Source organism: Tenacibaculum aquaeponti, from assembly GCF_057221555.1.
This window is the reverse complement of the sequence record NZ_CM170147.1, coordinates 714,814-733,410: the sequence shown is the minus strand read 5'-3', so window position 1 is coordinate 733,410 and position 18,597 is coordinate 714,814. Positions and strand designations below refer to the sequence as shown.

The 18,597-nt window shown below is 28.1% G+C and carries 11 protein-coding genes; 8 read left to right on the top strand and 3 right to left on the bottom strand.

Annotated elements, in window-relative coordinates:
• Positions 1 to 657: 657 nt before the first annotated feature.
• The 5 genes from AC2TEO_RS03310 to AC2TEO_RS03290 all read left to right on the top strand — a co-directional run bounded on the left by AC2TEO_RS03310 (position 658) and on the right by AC2TEO_RS03290 (position 11,273).
• Entirely contained in the window at positions 658 to 5,289 is a 4,632-nt protein-coding gene (locus AC2TEO_RS03310) for a fibronectin type III domain-containing protein (protein WP_442266741.1), read from the top strand.
• A gap of 182 nt (positions 5,290 to 5,471) precedes the next feature.
• Positions 5,472 to 6,779, top strand: coding sequence for a TolC family protein (locus tag AC2TEO_RS03305; protein WP_442266740.1), 1,308 nt, complete (start codon positions 5,472 to 5,474; stop codon positions 6,777 to 6,779).
• A gap of 8 nt (positions 6,780 to 6,787) precedes the next feature.
• Positions 6,788 to 7,861 (top strand): efflux RND transporter periplasmic adaptor subunit, encoded by a 1,074-nt coding sequence (locus AC2TEO_RS03300; RefSeq protein ID WP_442266739.1) that lies wholly within the window; start codon positions 6,788 to 6,790, stop codon positions 7,859 to 7,861.
• 18 nt (positions 7,862 to 7,879) lie between these two features.
• Positions 7,880 to 11,080, top strand: coding sequence for an efflux RND transporter permease subunit (locus AC2TEO_RS03295; protein WP_442266738.1), 3,201 nt, complete (start codon positions 7,880 to 7,882; stop codon positions 11,078 to 11,080).
• Position 11,081: 1 nt separating this feature from the next.
• Positions 11,082 to 11,273: a YgaP family membrane protein gene (locus AC2TEO_RS03290; protein ID WP_442266737.1), complete on the top strand. Its 192-nt coding sequence runs from the start codon at positions 11,082 to 11,084 to the stop codon at positions 11,271 to 11,273.
• Between the two features lie 344 nt (positions 11,274 to 11,617).
• Here the strand turns inward: AC2TEO_RS03290 and AC2TEO_RS03285 are convergent, their stop codons facing one another.
• Positions 11,618 to 12,079, bottom strand: a complete 462-nt coding sequence (locus tag AC2TEO_RS03285) for an Lrp/AsnC family transcriptional regulator (protein ID WP_442266736.1) — start codon at positions 12,077 to 12,079, stop codon at positions 11,618 to 11,620.
• A 171-nt stretch (positions 12,080 to 12,250) separates the two neighbouring features.
• Between AC2TEO_RS03285 and AC2TEO_RS03280 the strand changes: the two genes are divergently transcribed.
• Complete coding sequence (locus AC2TEO_RS03280; RefSeq protein ID WP_442266735.1) at positions 12,251 to 13,207, top strand: L-threonine 3-dehydrogenase, SDR-type; 957 nt, start codon at positions 12,251 to 12,253, stop codon at positions 13,205 to 13,207.
• 10 nt (positions 13,208 to 13,217) lie between these two features.
• Complete coding sequence (gene kbl, locus AC2TEO_RS03275) at positions 13,218 to 14,414, top strand: glycine C-acetyltransferase (protein ID WP_442266734.1); 1,197 nt, start codon at positions 13,218 to 13,220, stop codon at positions 14,412 to 14,414.
• Between the two features lie 142 nt (positions 14,415 to 14,556).
• Here the strand turns inward: kbl and mnmE are convergent, their stop codons facing one another.
• Positions 14,557 to 15,957 carry a tRNA uridine-5-carboxymethylaminomethyl(34) synthesis GTPase MnmE gene (gene mnmE, locus AC2TEO_RS03270; protein ID WP_442266733.1) on the bottom strand — a complete coding sequence of 467 codons (1,401 nt, stop codon included), beginning with the start codon at positions 15,955 to 15,957 and terminating at the stop codon, positions 14,557 to 14,559.
• A 250-nt stretch (positions 15,958 to 16,207) separates the two neighbouring features.
• On the opposite strand from mnmE, the gene AC2TEO_RS03265 reads away from it, so the two are divergent.
• On the top strand, positions 16,208 to 16,546 hold the full coding sequence (locus AC2TEO_RS03265) for a DUF4870 domain-containing protein (RefSeq protein ID WP_442266732.1): 339 nt from the start codon (positions 16,208 to 16,210) through the stop codon (positions 16,544 to 16,546).
• Positions 16,547 to 16,628: 82 nt separating this feature from the next.
• On the opposite strand, the gene AC2TEO_RS03260 is transcribed toward AC2TEO_RS03265, so the two are convergent.
• Entirely contained in the window at positions 16,629 to 18,401 is a 1,773-nt protein-coding gene (locus AC2TEO_RS03260; RefSeq protein WP_442266731.1) for an AMP-dependent synthetase/ligase, read from the bottom strand.
• Positions 18,402 to 18,597: the final 196 nt, after the last annotated feature.

Below are 18,597 nucleotides of genomic sequence, written 5' to 3'. Positions count from 1 at the left end.
TGATAGTTTAGTTCTTAATGTTTAGTATTATTGATAATAAAAAAACAGAGTACAGTTATGAAGATTTAAGAACATAATACTTTTTCATTATACACGTTTTTTTGCTTAAAAGTATTTAAATGAGTGAAGTATATATAGAGAGAATTAATATTCGAAGACTTTAAAACAAGAAGCGTAAAGGTTTAAATAAAATTCGTTACAATATCATTAATCTAAATAGTGTGTTTATAAGTTATTATTTTTAAGATAAATCCATATAATCAATTGATTTTTTAAGTTTTATTAAATAGTTTATATTGAATTACTAAAGTTACTATTATTTCTTGAAGAGTTTTCTATCTTTTGGGGTTTAATAACTCATTTTTAAACAGTTTACCCTTTTATTTTGAAAGGTTAAATTCATAATAAAGAAAAAGAAAAGAATGTATTTATTATTAAAACTCATTAATTCTGTTTCTTTTTAAGAAGAGGGAAAGTAGTAAATCTGCTAAAATTTAAATGATAAGACTAAATTCAAATGAATAAAGATATATAGAGAAAACAGATTATTTATTAATTGTAATTGTTTTTATTTAAGAATCTATTTTATAACATTAAAAAGGTTTGCTTTCAACTTTGTGTAATTCAATAGAATAATTACTTTTGCGCAAAAAAAACATGAAAATTAAACTTTCCCTTTTTCTTCTTATATTTTTTATTTTATCAAAAGTTTCTTTATCACAAAACAATATTCAAAATAGAATAAGCAGTACAAATTGTGTTGAATCTTTTACTGTTGGTTACACTTACGATTTTAATACAAATACTCTTGATAATTGTTGGAGAGCTTATGAGTTTAGAGAAGATGTTCCTTATGCAGGTTTTGTTCTTTCAAACCTAGATAGAACAGGTGGAACAGGTAATTCAGCCTTATTATATGATAATACTTACGATACAAAGGAAGTTCTTTTAGTATCACCTTTGTTTTCTGATTTATCAAAAGATAAAAAAATAGAGTTTTATATTAATAATTACCCTGGAAATGCTACGTTAAGAGTTGGAACGATGAGTGATCCTGATGATGGGGATACTTTTAAGATGTTAGATTTTATAAAAGGTGAAGTTCCAAATGGTACATGGGAAAAAAGAGCAGTTTTTTTAGAAAATTATAATGAAACTGATCTGTATATAGCTTTTCAAGTAATGCGATCTACTATCGTCTCAGAAGAAAATAGTCCTAATATAGCAGTTTATATTGATGATTTTTCTTATAGCCAATCTGTTATTTGTAGTAAACCGGATGAGTTAATCGTAAATAATGTATTAGATAGTAGTGTAGAGCTTAATTGGAGTAAAACAGGAACAGAAATTGAATGGGAAATAGAATACGAACAGATAGGTAAGCCTCAAACGAAAAAAACGATTATTTCTAGATCAGAAAATATTACTATTAATAATTTATTAGAGGGAACTGAGTATAAAGCAAAAGTTAGAGCAAAATGTGATGTAGATGGTTTGTATTCTGATTGGTCAGAAGAGATAAACTTTTATTCAGCATGTACTTCACAAACAGCTGGTTATTTCGAATCATTTGAAACTTTCGATAACAAATTAAGTCCATGTTGGAATACAGTAATAAATGCTAATAATTCAGAAGATATAAGAATAGCAAAAGAATATAGATCTGGGTTTACAGGTACCTTTGTAGGTTCTTTTGATTATGAAATAAAAGCAAAAACAGGAAATCAATTTGTGTATTTTCATAATTTTAGCGACTCTAGAACAGGACAACCTTCTGATATTTATTTAGTTTCAAGAAAAATATCTGATATAAACAACTTGAAAAGATTAAAATTTAATCTAATATCAAATAGTAGAATAGATTATAATAAGTCAAGTATTCATGTAGGAACAATGTCAGATCCTAATGATATTAGCACTTTTAACCTAATTGAAACAATTGCTCCTGATCAGATGAACGAATTGATAGCCAACGGAAGACCTCAAGTAGAATGGAAAGAGCATACAATATATTTTAATAATTATACAGGTTCTGATAGTTATATAGCTATTAGACATGGAGATGAGTTCGGAGGAAGTCAATTTTTTATAGATGATTTTCTTTATGAAGAAATACCAGATTGTTCAGAACCTTTATATCCAAAAGTGATAGAAGAGAAATATAATACAGTAGATATAACTTGGGAAACTTATGAAGAATCTCGTCCAAGTTCTTGGGAAATTCAATATGGAGTTTCTGGGTTTACTTTAGGAAATGGTATTACAATTACATCAAATAATAGCCAAACAACAATTAATAATTTACAAAGTGAGGTTAAATACGATTTTTATGTCAGAGCTAATTGTGGAACTTCATTTAGTAATTGGTCTACAAAGCAAAGTTTTACAACAAAATGCGAAGGAGTAGAAGTAGGATATTTTGAAAGTTTTGAGAATCAAAATGAAGGTTTTTTAAAATCGTGTTGGACAAGTTTATGGCCAACAGGAACAGGTTCTTCGTATTGGGATGATAGTATTTCACGCCCTTTGGTTGTTGATAATGTAGCGCCAATTCCATATACTCCAAATTCCGGTTCTAATTGTGTGAAAATCTTTAATGAAGTAAGTCATCCTTATGGAAATGAGGCTTCAGATCAAATAGTATTGGTTTCACCAAGGTTAATTGATTTTAATAATTATAAGAAAATTTCTTTTTGGTTGTATGTTAAAGCTAGCGCATATGCTTCTCCTAATGAAATTATTATAGGTACCTTATCCGATCCAGATGATTATAAAACATTTACACCTTATCATATTATAACTAACGCTAGTGAACGAGAAAATGAATGGGTGAAAATTGAAATTGAATTTTCTGATTATAATTTAACAGATGAATATATAGGAATAAAGCAAGCAGCAAGTAATAGAAGACAATTATTACTTATAGATGATTTTGAATACACTGAAAAAGGGTGTGTAATTCCAACTAATTTACAAGCTTTTCAATCAGATGAAGGAAAAGCTACATTATCATGGAAAGATAATAATAGAAATCAAGTGCCAGAAAGTTGGGAAATAGAATATGGAGAGAAAGGCTTTAATATTGGTACAGGTAATAGAGTCATAGCATCTACAAATCCTTTTGTTTTAGAAGGGTTAAATACTTTTACAGATTATGAATTTTATGTAAGAGCTAATTGTAATTCTGTGAATGAAAATAGTAATTGGAGTAAGCCATATTTATTTAGAATCACTTGTGTAAAAACAGCTCCTTTTAATGAAAATTTCGATCAATATAACAGTAATGATTTAAGTTCGTTGTGTTGGATTCCTTCTGAAAGTGGAGTTTCAGGGATTTTTAATACTGATTTAAGTTACTTTAGACCAAGTTCTAAACCTAATGTAGCGTATTTAAATCATCATCCATCTTCAGGTAAATTAGCTGGGATAATTACTTCTCCTTTTTTAGCAGATTTAGATAATGATAAAGTTATAAAATTCTGGTTAAGGAATGATTATGAGGGGAATAACAATAATTTAAGTGGTATTGTAATTGGTACAATGTCTAATCCTAAAGACAGAAAAACTTTCACTCCTTTCGTGAAAATTAAGGCAGACGAAATTCCTGTATTTGGTAAAGAATTTCTAATAGATTTTTCTACATATACTGGTACAGATAAGCATATAGCAATAATGCACGATCAGAATAATAATTTATCATATATCCATTTAGATGATTTTTCTTACAATAATAAACCAGACTGTCTTGAACCAATTAATTTTAGAAATAAATCAATTTCTGATAATAGTATTACTTTAAGTTGGGAAAGTGATAATAGCTCTTTTGAAATAGAATATGGATTAGAAGGTTTTCAGTTAGGTACAGGTATCAAGGTAAATACAAATAATAAAGAATATAAAATATCAGGTTTAAACCCAGATACAAAATATGAGTTTTATATAAGAACAAAATGTGATTCAGTTTCATATAGTGAACGAGTTACTACTAAAATTTTGAGTACAAGTTGTATGGTGTATGATATACCATGGGAAGAGAACTTTAATACAATGAGTAATTATGGTCAAGGAGTTTTTCCAAATTGTATGACAGGAGATTCAACTTGGGTTTCTAGTAATACTAATTTAAGCGATTATCAAGTTGGAGATGAAGATACACATTATTTACATGTAACTTATGATGACCATGGTGTTAAAGCGTCATTAAAAACACCAATGCTAGATTTAGAAGCTGGAACAACTTATAATCTTAGTTTTAAAATAAGAAAAGAAGCCGGAGATTATAGTTTTCAAAGTGTAGATATTAGAACAGGAATGAGTAATAGAGATGAAGATTTAGATATTTTTCTTAATTATTTTTCAGATTTTAATTTTGGCTTTTATGATTATCATACTATAAATACAACTTTTACACCTGTGGTTTCTGGGCAATATACTTTTGGATTATATTTTAACTTTTCATCACCTGTACATACAATTTCTGTAGATTCTTTTAAAATGGATAGTGCTTATGATTTAGCAATTAAACTAGATAATAATGAGGAAGTTGTGTATGATTTTGAATCAGAAGAAATACCTAAAAGTATCATTTTAGAGCATACAGAAAATTCAATTTCTGAATTATATTTAAAAGAAGGCAATAGAATGATAAAAATGTCTGGTGGAGCAGAAGCTGATAGTTGGTTTAAAACAGATGATGAAGATATGAGTTGGGAGAAAAATCAAAATAATATTTCTAAAGCCAATTTTGAAATTGATGCTACAGATTTAGAATCTCTTTTTATGAACTTCGATATACTTCAAAAACATATTAATACCTCAAAAGAATCTATATTTAGAGTTGTTGTAAATGGAAATATAATCGAAAACTTTTATTCAAATAATGATAAAGAAATGATTCAAAAAGAAATTGATTTATCAGCTTATGTTGGTAATAAAATAAGAGTTTCATTACAATATTTAGGTAGAAATAGAGGAGATGTAGCAGAGGTAGAAGATAGTATTTTTATAGATAATTTACGTTTTAGAAAAGTATCTACTTTAGGAGATAATGATTTTAATTTAACAGGCGTGGAAATTTATCCAAACCCGGTTTTCGATGAGCTTAATATAAAAGGAAATTCAATATTAGAGTTGATTAAAATTTATGATTTAAAAGGTAGATTATTAAAGAGTTATGAAAATTCTACTCGTAATATGAAAGTAACTATGAATAATTTGTCAAAAGGAATTTATTTAATAGAAATACATTCAAATTTATCCAAAGAAATAAGAAAGATTGTAAAAAAATAAAAAAATATAATAATTTGAAATCAATCAAACCACTCAATTGCTGAGTGGTTTTTTTATTTAAAAAGAATAAATAGAAATTTAGTGAACAAAATAGTAAAAGTTTTAAAATCTTTTTTTTATGTAACAAAGGTTGCTTTTTATACAAAAAAACTAAACTAATTTTACACCTCAAATTTTTACATATGAAGAAAATATTAGGTTGTGCTTTTTTAATTGGGTTTTACTCATTTGCTTCTGCACAGCAAATAAGTTATATAACCAAAAAAGAAGTTTTAAATAAAGTTAAAACCAATAACAGATCTATAAAAATTTCACAGCAAAATTTTGAACAAGCTAAAGCAGAGTTTAATGAAACAAAAGCTGTTTTTTTACCAAATATAACAGCAAGTCATACAGGTATTTTAACAACAAATCCTTTAATGGCTTTTGGATCTAAACTAAATCAAGAGATATTAACTCAAACCGATTTTAATCCTGTTTTATTAAACAATCCATACAGGACTCAGAATTTTGCCACTAAAATTGAAATTCAACAACCACTTATAAATATTGATGGAGTTTATCAACGAAAAGCTGCTAAATCTAAAATGGATGCAGTAAGTTTTCAAACACAACGAACTCAAGAGTATTTATTGTTTGAAGTAGAAAAGATTTACATGCAATTACAATTAGCTTATAAAGGAGTATCAGTTTTAGAAAAAGCATTAGAAACAGCTAAAGCAAATTTACAATTAGCAGAAAATACTTTTAAACAAGGTTATATACAAAAAGCAGATGTTTTAGCAATTGAAGTTAGAGTTTTAGAGGTGAAAAATCAATTGCAAACTGCAAAAAGTAATATTAAAAATGTTTCAGATTATTTATCTTTTTTAATGAATAAAAATCAAGAGGTAATTTACAAGCCTTCAGATAGTTTAGTGGTAATTAAATTAAACGAATCTAAAAAATATTTTGTTTCAAATAACCGTTCAGATGTTAAAGCAATGGAGTTAGCTTCTGAAGCATACAATAAAATACATAAAGCAAATAAAATGAGTTTTTTACCTCGATTAAATGCTTTTGGAAGTTATGAGTTTTATGATGATAGCCTCTTTAATATTGATGCTAGCGGCTATATTATTGGACTACAATTAAGTTGGGATATTTTTAAAGGTTCAAAAAGATTTGCAAAAACTCAAAATAGTAAAGCAAAGTATGAAAAATCTCAATTAGAATATCAGAAATACAAAGCCGAAAGTGAATTAGAATTGAATAAAACAAAAAGAGTATTAAGTGATGTTAATGAACAACTAATACTTACAAAACTAGCATTAGAACAATCTAAAGAAGTATTAAGAATACGAAATAATCGTTTTAAAGAAGGATTAGAAAAAACAACCGATTTATTAGTTGCTGAAGCATTATATGCAAAGAAACAATTAGAATATTATCAAACTGTATATCAATACAATTATACAAAATCATATTTAGAATTTTTAACTAAAGAATAATCAGTTTTATGAAAACTATATATAATATATTAATATTTACATCTATTTTATTAATAAGTTGTGGTAAAGGTGAAACGAAATCTGTTGAAGATAAAACTTTACCAATTATTGTTAAAATTAGCAAAGTGTCAGGAAATTCCAATACTCCTTATATAACAACAAGTGGAAAAATTCAAGCAGAAAATAGTGCAGAATTAAGCACTAGAATAATGGGGTTTGTGAACAAAATATATGTAAATGTCGGAGATAAAGTAGAAAAAGGACAACTACTTTTAACGATAAATAATACTGATTTATTAGCTAAACAAGCACAAATTAACGCTAATATTTTAAAGGCTGAAACTGGGTATAAAAATGCAGAAAAAGATTATAAACGATTTAAAATATTATTAGAACAAAAGAGTGTATCTCAAAAGGAGTTTGATGATATTACATCGTATTATAATATTGCAAAAGCAGATCTAGAAGCTGTAAAACAAATAAAAAATGAGATAAATGCTCAGTTTTCATATTCGAATATTAAAGCTCCATTCTCTGGAGTTATTACAAATAAATTTATTAAAAAGGGAACGATGGCAAATCCTGGAAAACCTTTAATTTCTCTAGAAGGCAAAGGAAATTTTGAGGTAATAACAATGGTTCCTGAGTCTGAAATTTCTAAAATAGAAAAAGGAATTACTGTTAATGTATTAGTAAAAACATTAAATAAAACAATAAAGGGGAAAGTATCAGAAGTTAGTACATCTGCAAAAAATACAGGTGGTCAATATTTAGTTAAAATTAATTTAGAAAAAACAGATATAAATATTTTATCAGGAATGTTTGTATCCGTTCAATTTCCTGTTGAAAAATCAGATAGTACTGCAATGATTTTAATTCCAGAAGAAGCTATTGTGAAACGAGGGCAATTAAAAGGGATTTATACGGTAAGCACAGGAAGTAAAGCACTTTTACGTTGGTTAAGACTAGGAAGAACTTATGGAAATCAGGTAGAAGTTTTATCGGGGTTATCTGTAAACGAAAGTTATATTATTTCTTCTGAAGAAAAATTATATAACGGAGCAAAAATTTCAATTCAATAAACTTTAAAAGTTAAGATTATGAAAGATGGTTTAGCAGGAAGAATAGCTAAAGGTTTTATAGGATCTAAACTCACTATTTTATTAATGATAGTGTTTATGATAATTGGAGTATATAGTTCATTTTTAATTCCAAGAGAAGAAGAGCCTCAAATAGATGTTGCTATGGCAGATATATTTGTAGGTTATCCAGGTGCTAGTCCTGCTGAAGTTGAGTCTAGAGTAGTAAAACCATTAGAAAAATTACTATCAAATATAAAAGGAGTAGAGTATGTATATTCTACTTCTATGAAAGAAAAAGCAATGGTTATAGTTCAATTTTATGTAGGTGAAGATATTGAACGTTCTTATGTGAAATTATATAATGAAATTAATAAGCATATGGATCAAATGCCAAAAGGTGTAACTATGCCTTTAGTAAAAACACGTGCTATTGATGATGTTCCAATGCTAGGATTAACTTTATGGAGTGAAAATTATGATGATTATCAATTAAAACAAATAGCACAAGAACTTACAGATGAAATTGAAAAAGTAAAAGATGTTGCAATTACTCATAAAATAGGAGGTAGAAATAGAGAAATAAGAGTTGTATTAGATAAAGATAAGCTAGCTTCTAGTGACTTAGATTTTTTATCAATTTCAAAAATGATTATTGCTAATAATCAGCAAATGAATTCGGGTAGTTATGATAAAAATGATACGGAATTTTTAGTTAGCACAGGTAGCTTTTTAAAATCAGTTGAAGATGTAAAGAATTTAGTTGTTGGAGTACAACAAAACCAACCAATATATTTAAAACAAATAGCTAATATAATAGATGGTGCAGAAATCCCTAAGAATTATGTGAACTTTGGATTTGGTAAAGCAAGTGAAAAATCTTTAAAATATAAATCAGAATATCCAGCAGTAACTATTTCTGTAGCTAAACGTAAAGGAGCAGATGCAATGAAAATTGCAGATGTTATTTTAAATAAAGTACAACATTTACGAAAAAGCTTAATTCCAGATGATGTTCATGTAGAGATTACAAGAAACTATGGTGAAACTGCTTCTCAAAAAGTATCAGAATTATTAATGCATCTTATAGGAGCAATTATAGCCGTTACCTTAGTAGTAATGTTAGCAATGGGTTGGCGTGGTGGTTTAGTAGTTTTTTTGTCTGTGCCAATTACTTTTGCATTAACATTATTAAGTTATTATATGCTTGATTATACTTTAAACAGAATAACTTTATTTGCTTTAGTTTTCGTTACAGGTATTGTTGTTGATGATAGTATAATTATTGCAGAAAATATGCATAGGCATTTTAAAATGAAACGTTTACCGTTTAAAGAAGCTGCAATTTATGCTATAAACGAAGTAGGAAACCCTACAATATTAGCTACATTTACTGTAATAGCTTCTGTATTACCAATGGCTTTTGTTTCTGGATTAATGGGCCCATATATGAGTCCAATGCCAATAGGAGCTTCTATAGCTATGATTTTATCATTATTTGTGGCATTAACAATTACTCCTTACTTAGGTTATATCTTTTTAAAAGAAAAGAATAAAAATATAGAAGTATTTGAAGAAGATGAAACCAAAGCGATGCAACACACATTGATTTATAAACTGTATGAAAAACTAGAACGTCCATTAATTGAAAATAAAACTAAACGCTGGTTGTTTTTAGGAACAACAATTCTATTTTTATTAGGCTCAATGTCTATGTTTTTTACAAAATCTGTAGCTGTAAAAATGTTACCGTTTGATAATAAAAATGAATTTCAAGTAGTAATAGATATGCCTGAAGGTACAACTTTAGAACGTACAGCTGTTGTTGCAAAAGAGGTTTCTCAGTATTTGTCTACAAGACCTGAAGTTGTAAACTATCAGAGTTATGTTGGTACATCTGCACCAATTACTTTTAATGGTTTAGTTAGGCATTACGATTTACGAGGAGGAAGTAATATGGCTGATATTCAGGTAAATTTAAAGGATAAACATGAAAGATCAATCCAAAGCCATGGAATAGCAAAGTCAATGAGATCAGATATTCAATCTATTGGAAATAAATTTAAAGCTAATATAAAATTAGTTGAAGTTCCTCCTGGACCACCAGTTTTGTCAACAATAGTTGCAGAAATTTATGGCCCGAATTATGAGAAACAAATTGAGATAGCAAGTAGTATTCAAAATATATTAAAGAATACAAATGATGTTGTAGATATTGATTGGATGGTAGAAGATAATCAAACAGAATATGAATTTGTAATTGACAAGGAAAAAGCAATGTTATTTGGAATAGCTCCTCAAGAAATTGTATATACAATGAATATGGCTTTATCTAACAATTCAATTTCTAATTTATTTGATGAAACAGCTTTAAATCAAGTTGGAATATCCTTAGTGTTAGATGAAAAAGAAAAGTCTTCAATTCATGATATATCACTTTTAAAAATAAAATCAAAAAACGGTAAAATGATTTCAATTAGCGATTTAGTTGAAATTAAAGAAAATACAAGCCATAAAAGTATTTATAGAAAAAATCAAAAGCGTGTTGTATATGTAATGGCAGACATGGCTGGAGAATTAGAGAGTCCTGCCTACGCAATTTTAGGAATGGGAGATAAATTAGAGGAGATTAAATTGCCAAGTGGTTACAAATTGAATGAATTGTATATGAATCAACCAGATCTTGAAGAAGATTATACCGTTAAATGGGATGGTGAATGGCAGATTACTTTAGAAGTTTTTAAAGACTTAGGTTCAGCTTTTTTAGGAGCTATTATACTTATTTATATGCTTATTGTTGGATGGTTTCAAAATTTTAAAGCACCTATAGTTATGATGGTTGCGATCCCTTTATCTATGGTAGGGATAATTTTAGGGCATTGGATGATGGATGCTTATTTTACTGCAACTTCTTTTATTGGAATGATAGCTTTAGCTGGAATAATGGTAAGAAATTCAGTATTACTTATAGATTTTGTTAATCTACGATTAGATCAAGGAATTCCTTTGAAACAAGCAGTAATTGAAGCTGGAGCTGTAAGAACAACACCTATTCTTTTAACAGCAGGAACAGTAGTAATTGGGGCTTTCGTTATACTTTTTGATCCTATTTTTCAAGGATTAGCTATTTCTTTAATGGGAGGAACAATTACAGCTACAATATTAACATTATTAGTTGTTCCATTAGTATATTATTTAATAGAACGTAAAAATTATAAGTAAAATGAAGAGAGAACAAATCATTAGAGCAATAGCAGGTATATTTATATTAGTTAGTTTAGTTCTAGCAGTAAAAGTGAATAAAAATTGGTTATGGCTTACTGCATTTGTAGGGATGAATCTACTACAATCATCATTTAGTAAATGGTGTTTAATGGATGATATTCTTAGAAAAGTTTTTAAAGTAAAGGAATAAATAGTCTCTAAAAAAATATGTGTTTAATTTAGAAAAAGAACTTTTTAAGTTTGTTTGCTAAATCACGATATAGTTTAATAAAATGTTTAATATCCTTAATTTAAAGGATAAAAATTTAAATAAAAAAAGGAACTCTAAGTTCCTTTTTTTGAATAATATATCTATGTTTTTTTATAAGGTGATTAAAAAAACAATTTACTTCCCAATACAGAAAGTGAGATCGTAATTAAAATTAGTATTTGTAGTATTTTGAGGTGGAGTAATGGTGTAAGATTTTGTTTTCTTTTATTTAATTAAAATAAAAAATAAAGTATAGATGTAATTAATATCTGAAGTTAGTTTCTTTAAAATGAATATTCTGTTGTAGAAACAATTTCTTTAAGAACAAAATAACTCTCTAAAACACCAATATTTTCTATTTTAGATAATTTAAGTCTTACAAATTCATGGTAAGCATTTAGAGTTTCTAAATTTATTTTTAAAAAAAAATCGACTTTACCAGCCATGTGATAACATTCTTGTACTTCTTTTAACTCTTTTATTTGTTTGTCAAATTTATCAATAAAACCTTCATCATGATATCTTAATGAGACCATGCATATTGCAGTAATGGGTTTATTTAAAAGTACTTTATCTAAAATTGCTACATATTTTTTTATATATCCTTTATTCTCCAAACGTTTAATTCTTTCATGTATAGGCGAAGGTGTCAGGTTTAACTTATTTGCAATTTCCTTATTTGTTGTTTTAGAATTTTTTTGTAAAATCCTTAATATTTTTAAATCAACTTCATCAATTAGATCCATAATTTTATATGATTTTTTCCTGCTAATATAATTAAAACAATTTTATTTCAGATTTTTATTCTTTAAAAATGATAAAATACAAAATAAACAACTTAGTTTTTGTTGTTTATCGAATTATTAGTCTGTTTTAGGTTTTAATGTTCTAATTTTGTATTTGTATAATTTTTAAAAATGATTAGAGAAAAAATATTAATAACAGGAGCTAGTGGTCAGTTAGGGTCTGTGTTAACTGATAGTCTTCAAGAGAAGTGGGGTGTTGATAATGTAATCGCGACAGATTTACGTGAAAACTCAGAATTTACAGGACGTTTTGAAACACTTGATGCAACAGATTATGATGCTATAGTAGATTTAATTTCTGAAAATAAAATAACTCAAATATACCACCTAGCAGCCATATTATCAGCTAACGGAGAAAAAGCACCTTTACAAACTTGGAATATTAATATGAAAACACTTTTTAATGTATTAGAAGCCTCTAGACTTCATAATATAAAAAAAGTATTCTTTCCAAGTTCAATTGCAGTTTTTGGTCCTAATGTAGAGAGCAATAATACTCCACAATTTTCAAACCTTACGCCAACAACAGTTTATGGTATTAGCAAAGGTGCTGGCGAAAATTGGGCGAATTATTACTTTAAAAAATATGGTTTAGATGTACGTTCATTAAGATATCCTGGAGTTATTGGTTATCAATCTTTACCAGGTGGAGGTACTACAGATTATGCTGTAGATATTTATCATAAAGCAGTAAAAGAAGAAAGTTTTGAGTGTTTTATAAATGAATCTACAGAGCTTCCTATGATATTTATGGATGATGCTATACGTGCTACAATAGAGCTTATGGATGCACCTTCAGAAAACATTAAAATTAGAACATCGTATAACCTTGCAGGAATGAGTTTTACACCAGAGCAAATATTTAACTCTATAAAAAAAATATATCCTGATTTTACAATAAGCTATAAACCAGATTTTAGACAACACATTGCAAGCTCATGGCCAGGGAGTATAGATGATAGTAATGCTAGAAATGATTGGAACTGGAAGCCTAAGTTCGATTTAGATTCGATGTCTCAAATTATGATAGAAAAATTAAAAGTACACTATCATTCATTAACAATATAAACTGTAGAAAATGTACGGAAATATTAAAAAATATTTACAAGATGAATTACAAACTATTAAAAATGATGGTTTGTATAAAGAAGAACGTATTATTACAACTTCGCAAGATGCGGTAATTAAAGTGTCTACAGGAGAAGAAGTTATAAATTTTTGTGCGAATAATTATTTAGGTTTATCAAATAATAAAGAAGTTATACAAGCAGCAAAAGACACTTTAGACACTCACGGTTTCGGAATGTCTTCAGTACGATTCATTTGCGGTACACAAGATATACACAAGCAATTAGAAGATAAAATTGCAGAGTTTTTTCATTGTGAAGATACTATTTTATACGCAGCAGCATTTGATGCTAATGGTGGTGTTTTTGAGCCTTTATTAACCAAAGAGGATGCTATTATTTCAGATTCTCTAAATCATGCATCAATTATTGATGGAGTTAGATTATGTAAAGCTGCTCGTTATAGATATGCTAATAATGATATGGCAGATTTAGAAGTTAAACTTATTGAAGCTAATAAACAAAATCATCGTTTTAAAATTATTGTTACAGATGGTGTATTTTCTATGGATGGTGTAGTTGCTGAGTTGGATAAAATTTGTGATTTAGCAGACAAGTACGATGCATTAGTAATGATTGATGAATGTCATGCTTCTGGTTTTATAGGAAAAACAGGACGTGGTACAATAGAACTAAAAGATGTACTAGGACGTGTAGATATCATTACAGGAACTCTCGGAAAAGCTTTAGGTGGAGCTATGGGAGGGTTTACTACAGGAAGAAAAGAGATTATTGATATGTTACGTCAACGTTCAAGACCGTATTTATTCTCTAACTCATTAGCACCAGCAATAGTAGGAGCATCTTTAAAAGTTTTTGAAATACTTGAAAATGATACTTCGTTAAGAGATAAATTAGAAGAAAACACAAATTACTTTAGAACAAAAATGGAAACAGCTGGTTTTGATTTAGTTGGTGCCGATGCAGCAATTGTTCCAGTAATGTTATATGATGCAAAGTTATCACAAATTATGGCGAGTAAATTGTTAGATGAAGGTATTTATGTAATAGGTTTTTTCTATCCAGTTGTGCCTAAAGAAAAAGCAAGAATACGAGTGCAGTTATCAGCAGCACATACAAAAGCTCATATAGATAAAGCAGTCGAAGCTTTTGTAAAAGTAGGTAAGGAACTTAAAGTAATAAACTAAACTTTTTAATAAAAAATAAGTTTTAAATACTGGTCAATTTTTATTCTACTTATAGATAAGAAAGAATTAAACTTAATATTTGATTTATTATGTTTAATTCTTTTTTAAAGAAAAAGTAAAGTATAACTAAAAGAAAGAAAATCTATTTACCGATACAGAAATTAGAGAAAATATGACCTAAAATATCTTTATCTACGTCATATTCACCTGTTATATTTCCTAAGTGACGTAAACATTCTCGAATATCAATAGCAAATAAATCAGAAGAAATTCCTATTTCTATTCCATTATCAACAGATTGAATACTCTCTAAAGCATTATTTAAAGCCTCAAAATGACGAGAATTTGTCACAATAGTTTCATTATTACTTAAAGCTCCAGTATTCACTAAAGAAGTCAATTCACTTTTTAAAGAATCTACACCTATTTTTTGTTTTGCAGATAACAGCAGAGCATCAGGAAGTAAATAATTCAATTCTGATAGTTTATCTTCCGAAATATTATCAATCTTATTAGCAATAGTTAGTACACGTTTATGTGAAAAACGATCTTTAACTTTAGTGATTTCAGAAAGTAATTTAGAGGATTTAATGATAGCCTCCTCTGCGTTTACTAAAAAGATAACGAGCTGAGCTTTATCCGCCTTTTCGTACGCTTTTTGTATACCAATACTTTCAACTATATCTTCAGTTTCACGAATTCCAGCAGTATCAATAAAACGAAAAGCCACACCATCAATAATCATTTCATCTTCAATAGCATCTCTTGTAGTACCAGCAATATCAGAAACAATTGCTTTCTCTTCGTTTAATAAAGCATTTAAAAGTGTAGATTTTCCTACGTTTGGCTCACCAATAATTGCAACCGGAATTCCATTTTTCATGGCATTTCCAAAAGCAAAGCTATCAATTAAACGTTTTAAAACTGATGTGATTTTAGTCACCAATTCTCGGAATTTCGTGCGGTCTGCAAACTCAACATCTTCACCAGAAAAATCTAATTCTAATTCAATTAAAGCTGCAAAATCAAGTAACTGCCCACGTAAATCTTTCAATTCATTGGTAATTCCACCACGCATTTGCTGGATAGCCATTTGATGCGAAGCTTCAGAATTAGAAGCAATCACATCTGCCACAGCTTCAGCCTGACTTAAATCCATTTTACCATTCAAAAAAGCACGCATGGTAAATTCACCATTATCGGCCATTCTACATCCGTTACTTAAAAATAGTTGTAAAATTTCTTGTTGAATGAATACAGAACCATGACAAGAAATTTCTACTACATTTTCACCAGTATACGAGTTTGGGTTTTTAAAAACAGAAACCAAAACTTCATCTACAATCTTTCCCTTATTGGTGATATGACCTAAATGAATCGTATGTGTTTTTTGATCTAATAACGATTTGTTTTTTTTAACTGAAGTAAAAAATTGATTTACAATTTCAATAGACTTTTCACCAGAAAGTCGAATTACAGAAATAGCTCCAACTCCAGAAGGAGTAGCTAAGGCAACAATTGTATCGTTAATTAGTGTTTGCAAAACGTATTTTTTATGCAAATATACTACAGTTCAATACAATTTTAGTTTTAAGATTTCTTAGAAATATAGTTTCTGCATTATTAAAAATTTATTTCGGAATCTCATTACTCTTATAAATAGGAATTTATGAAGGAAAACTATAACGAATTCTGTTTGATGTCAGTTTATTTATAAATTACAAATAATCATTTTATTTTTTTGTAACAAAACGATAAACCTTACGTCTAATAAGTGTAAACAACAACAAAAAATGCAAAGAAATAAAGAATTATTAGCAATTACACATTTAAGTCAATTATTAGATTTAGTTACTGTTATCGGAGGTTTTGTTGCTCCTTTAATTATTTGGATGGTTAAAAAAGATGAAGTAGAAGGGATGGATGAACACGGCAAAGCTATTTTAAACTTTAGAATATCGATGTTTATATATGCATTATTATGTATTCCTTTGATTTTGTTTTTTGGATTAGGAATTTTAGGATTTATTCTTTTGGGAATATTTTATTTTATTTTCCCGATTATAAATGCTATTAAAGCAACAAATAATGAAGCTCCGAATTATCCTTTTAGTATACAATTTATTGAATAAAACTTATTTTAAGTTGACAAATAGTTAAATTAAAATTTTGTACAAAAAAACCTTTGAATTTAAATTCAAAGGTTTTTTAATTTTAAGATCTATCGTACATTTTTTCATAAAGATCTTTATAAATTTCTTTAATGACTTTACGTTTCATTTTCATTGTAGGGGTTAAATGGCCTCCATCGATTGTCCATTGTTCTGGGGTTAATTCAAAGCGTTTAATACGCTCCCATTTTCCAAAGTTACAATTACAATCATCTACTTCTTCTTGAATCCTAGCGATAACCTTTTCGTTAGCAACTAAATCTTTTTCTGAAGAAGAGTTAATATTATTACGATTAGCCCATTCTTTAATAAAGTCAAAATTTGGTTGAATTAAAGCTGTTGGCATTTTTTCTCCTTCGCCAACTACCATCACTTGTTCAATAAAACGAGATTGTTTTAATTTATCTTCTATAAGTGTAGGAATAACATATTTACCACCAGAAGTTTTAAACATTTCTTTAATTCTACCAGTAATACTTAAAAATCCATTTTCTATTTTTCCTTTATCTCCAGTGTGGAAATAACCGTTTTTTAAAACTTGAGCTGTTTTTTCAGGATCTTTATAATATCCCATCATTACGTTAGGCCCTTTAACTAAAATTTCATCTTCTTCTGAAATTTTAACTTCAACTCCTTCTATCAAACGACCTACAGTCCCAATTTTAAATCCACCATTTCTTTCATCATTCACAGAAATAACAGGAGAAGTTTCAGTTAAACCATAACCTTCCATGACAGGCATTCCTGCAGCTGCAAATACTCTAGCTAATCTTGGTTGTAAAGCTGCACTACCAGAAACCATTATTTTTAGTTCACCTCCTAAAGCAGCTTGCCATTTTGAGAATATTAGTTTTCTAGCTATTCCTAATTGTTTTTCATACCACCAACCGTTTGCTCCGTATGGTTCGTATTTTAAACCAAGGTCAATTGCCCAGAAAAATAAAGCTTTTTTAATACCAGACAATTCAGTTCCTTTAGCATAAATTTTATCATAAATTTTTTCATAAAGTCTCGGAACAGCAGTCATCACATTAGGTTTTACTTCTTGAGCATTTTCACTTAACTTCTCAATAGATTCTGCAAAAGTGATTGAAATACCACAGTATTGATATAAATACAATATCATACGTTCGAAGATATGGCAAACAGGTAAGAAGCTTAAACTTTTACCTTGACCTTGATCAACAGGAACACGTAATGAACTAGATAAAACATTAGATACAATATTGTTATGAGAAAGCATTACACCTTTAGGTCTACCAGTAGTACCTGAAGTATAAATTAGCGTAGCTAAATCTTCTGGTTTTACATTTGCTTTTCTATCTTCAACTTCTTGTTGATTACTTTCATCTTTTCCTAAATCTAAAACTTCAGTCCAGTTTTTTTCACCTGCAATTTGATTAAAAGTAAATACTCCTTTTAATTTTGTATTTCCTTTAATTTGATTTAGTTTTTCTATAATCATTTCGTCTGAAGCAAAACAATATGTAGATTCTGAATGATTTAAAACATATTCATAATCTTCTTTAGAAATTGTAGGATAAATAGGAACATTTTGAGCTCCAGTTTGTAAAATACCAATATCACAAATATTCCATTCTGTACAGTTATTTGTAGAAATAATAGCTATTTTATCATTAGGTTTTACCCCTAATCTTAAAAGTCCACGACTAATCGCATTAGCTTTATCAATGTATTCTTTTGTAGAAACGGATTCCCATTTTCCGTTATATTTTGTAGTTAGTGATTTTTCAAGATCGTACTTTTCCAATTGGTAATATGGAAAGTCAAATAAACGCGTAATTTCAATCGACATATAAACCTAAATTTGTGTGTTCCAAATTAAACAAATTAACTTGTTCAGGCAAAAAATGTTTTTGCTTGATTTGCTTGGTTTTACAACGTATTGTTTAACATATGTAAATAAATCGACTAAGAAAATTTCTTAATCGATTATAAAAATGTAATTAAATTCATAATTATCTATAGCTTTTGCATGAAATTTCTAAAAA

Coding starts and splice junctions, on each gene's coding strand:
- AC2TEO_RS03265 (WP_442266732.1), top strand. CDS start 16,208: ATGCAAAGAAATAAAGAATTATTAGCAATTACACATTTAAGTCAATTA.
- AC2TEO_RS03300 (WP_442266739.1), top strand. CDS start 6,788: ATGAAAACTATATATAATATATTAATATTTACATCTATTTTATTAATA.
- AC2TEO_RS03285 (WP_442266736.1), bottom strand. CDS start 12,079: ATGGATCTAATTGATGAAGTTGATTTAAAAATATTAAGGATTTTACAA.
- AC2TEO_RS03260 (WP_442266731.1), bottom strand. CDS start 18,401: ATGTCGATTGAAATTACGCGTTTATTTGACTTTCCATATTACCAATTG.
- AC2TEO_RS03310 (WP_442266741.1), top strand. CDS start 658: ATGAAAATTAAACTTTCCCTTTTTCTTCTTATATTTTTTATTTTATCA.
- kbl (WP_442266734.1), top strand. CDS start 13,218: ATGTACGGAAATATTAAAAAATATTTACAAGATGAATTACAAACTATT.
- AC2TEO_RS03305 (WP_442266740.1), top strand. CDS start 5,472: ATGAAGAAAATATTAGGTTGTGCTTTTTTAATTGGGTTTTACTCATTT.
- AC2TEO_RS03290 (WP_442266737.1), top strand. CDS start 11,082: ATGAAGAGAGAACAAATCATTAGAGCAATAGCAGGTATATTTATATTA.
- AC2TEO_RS03295 (WP_442266738.1), top strand. CDS start 7,880: ATGAAAGATGGTTTAGCAGGAAGAATAGCTAAAGGTTTTATAGGATCT.
- AC2TEO_RS03280 (WP_442266735.1), top strand. CDS start 12,251: ATGATTAGAGAAAAAATATTAATAACAGGAGCTAGTGGTCAGTTAGGG.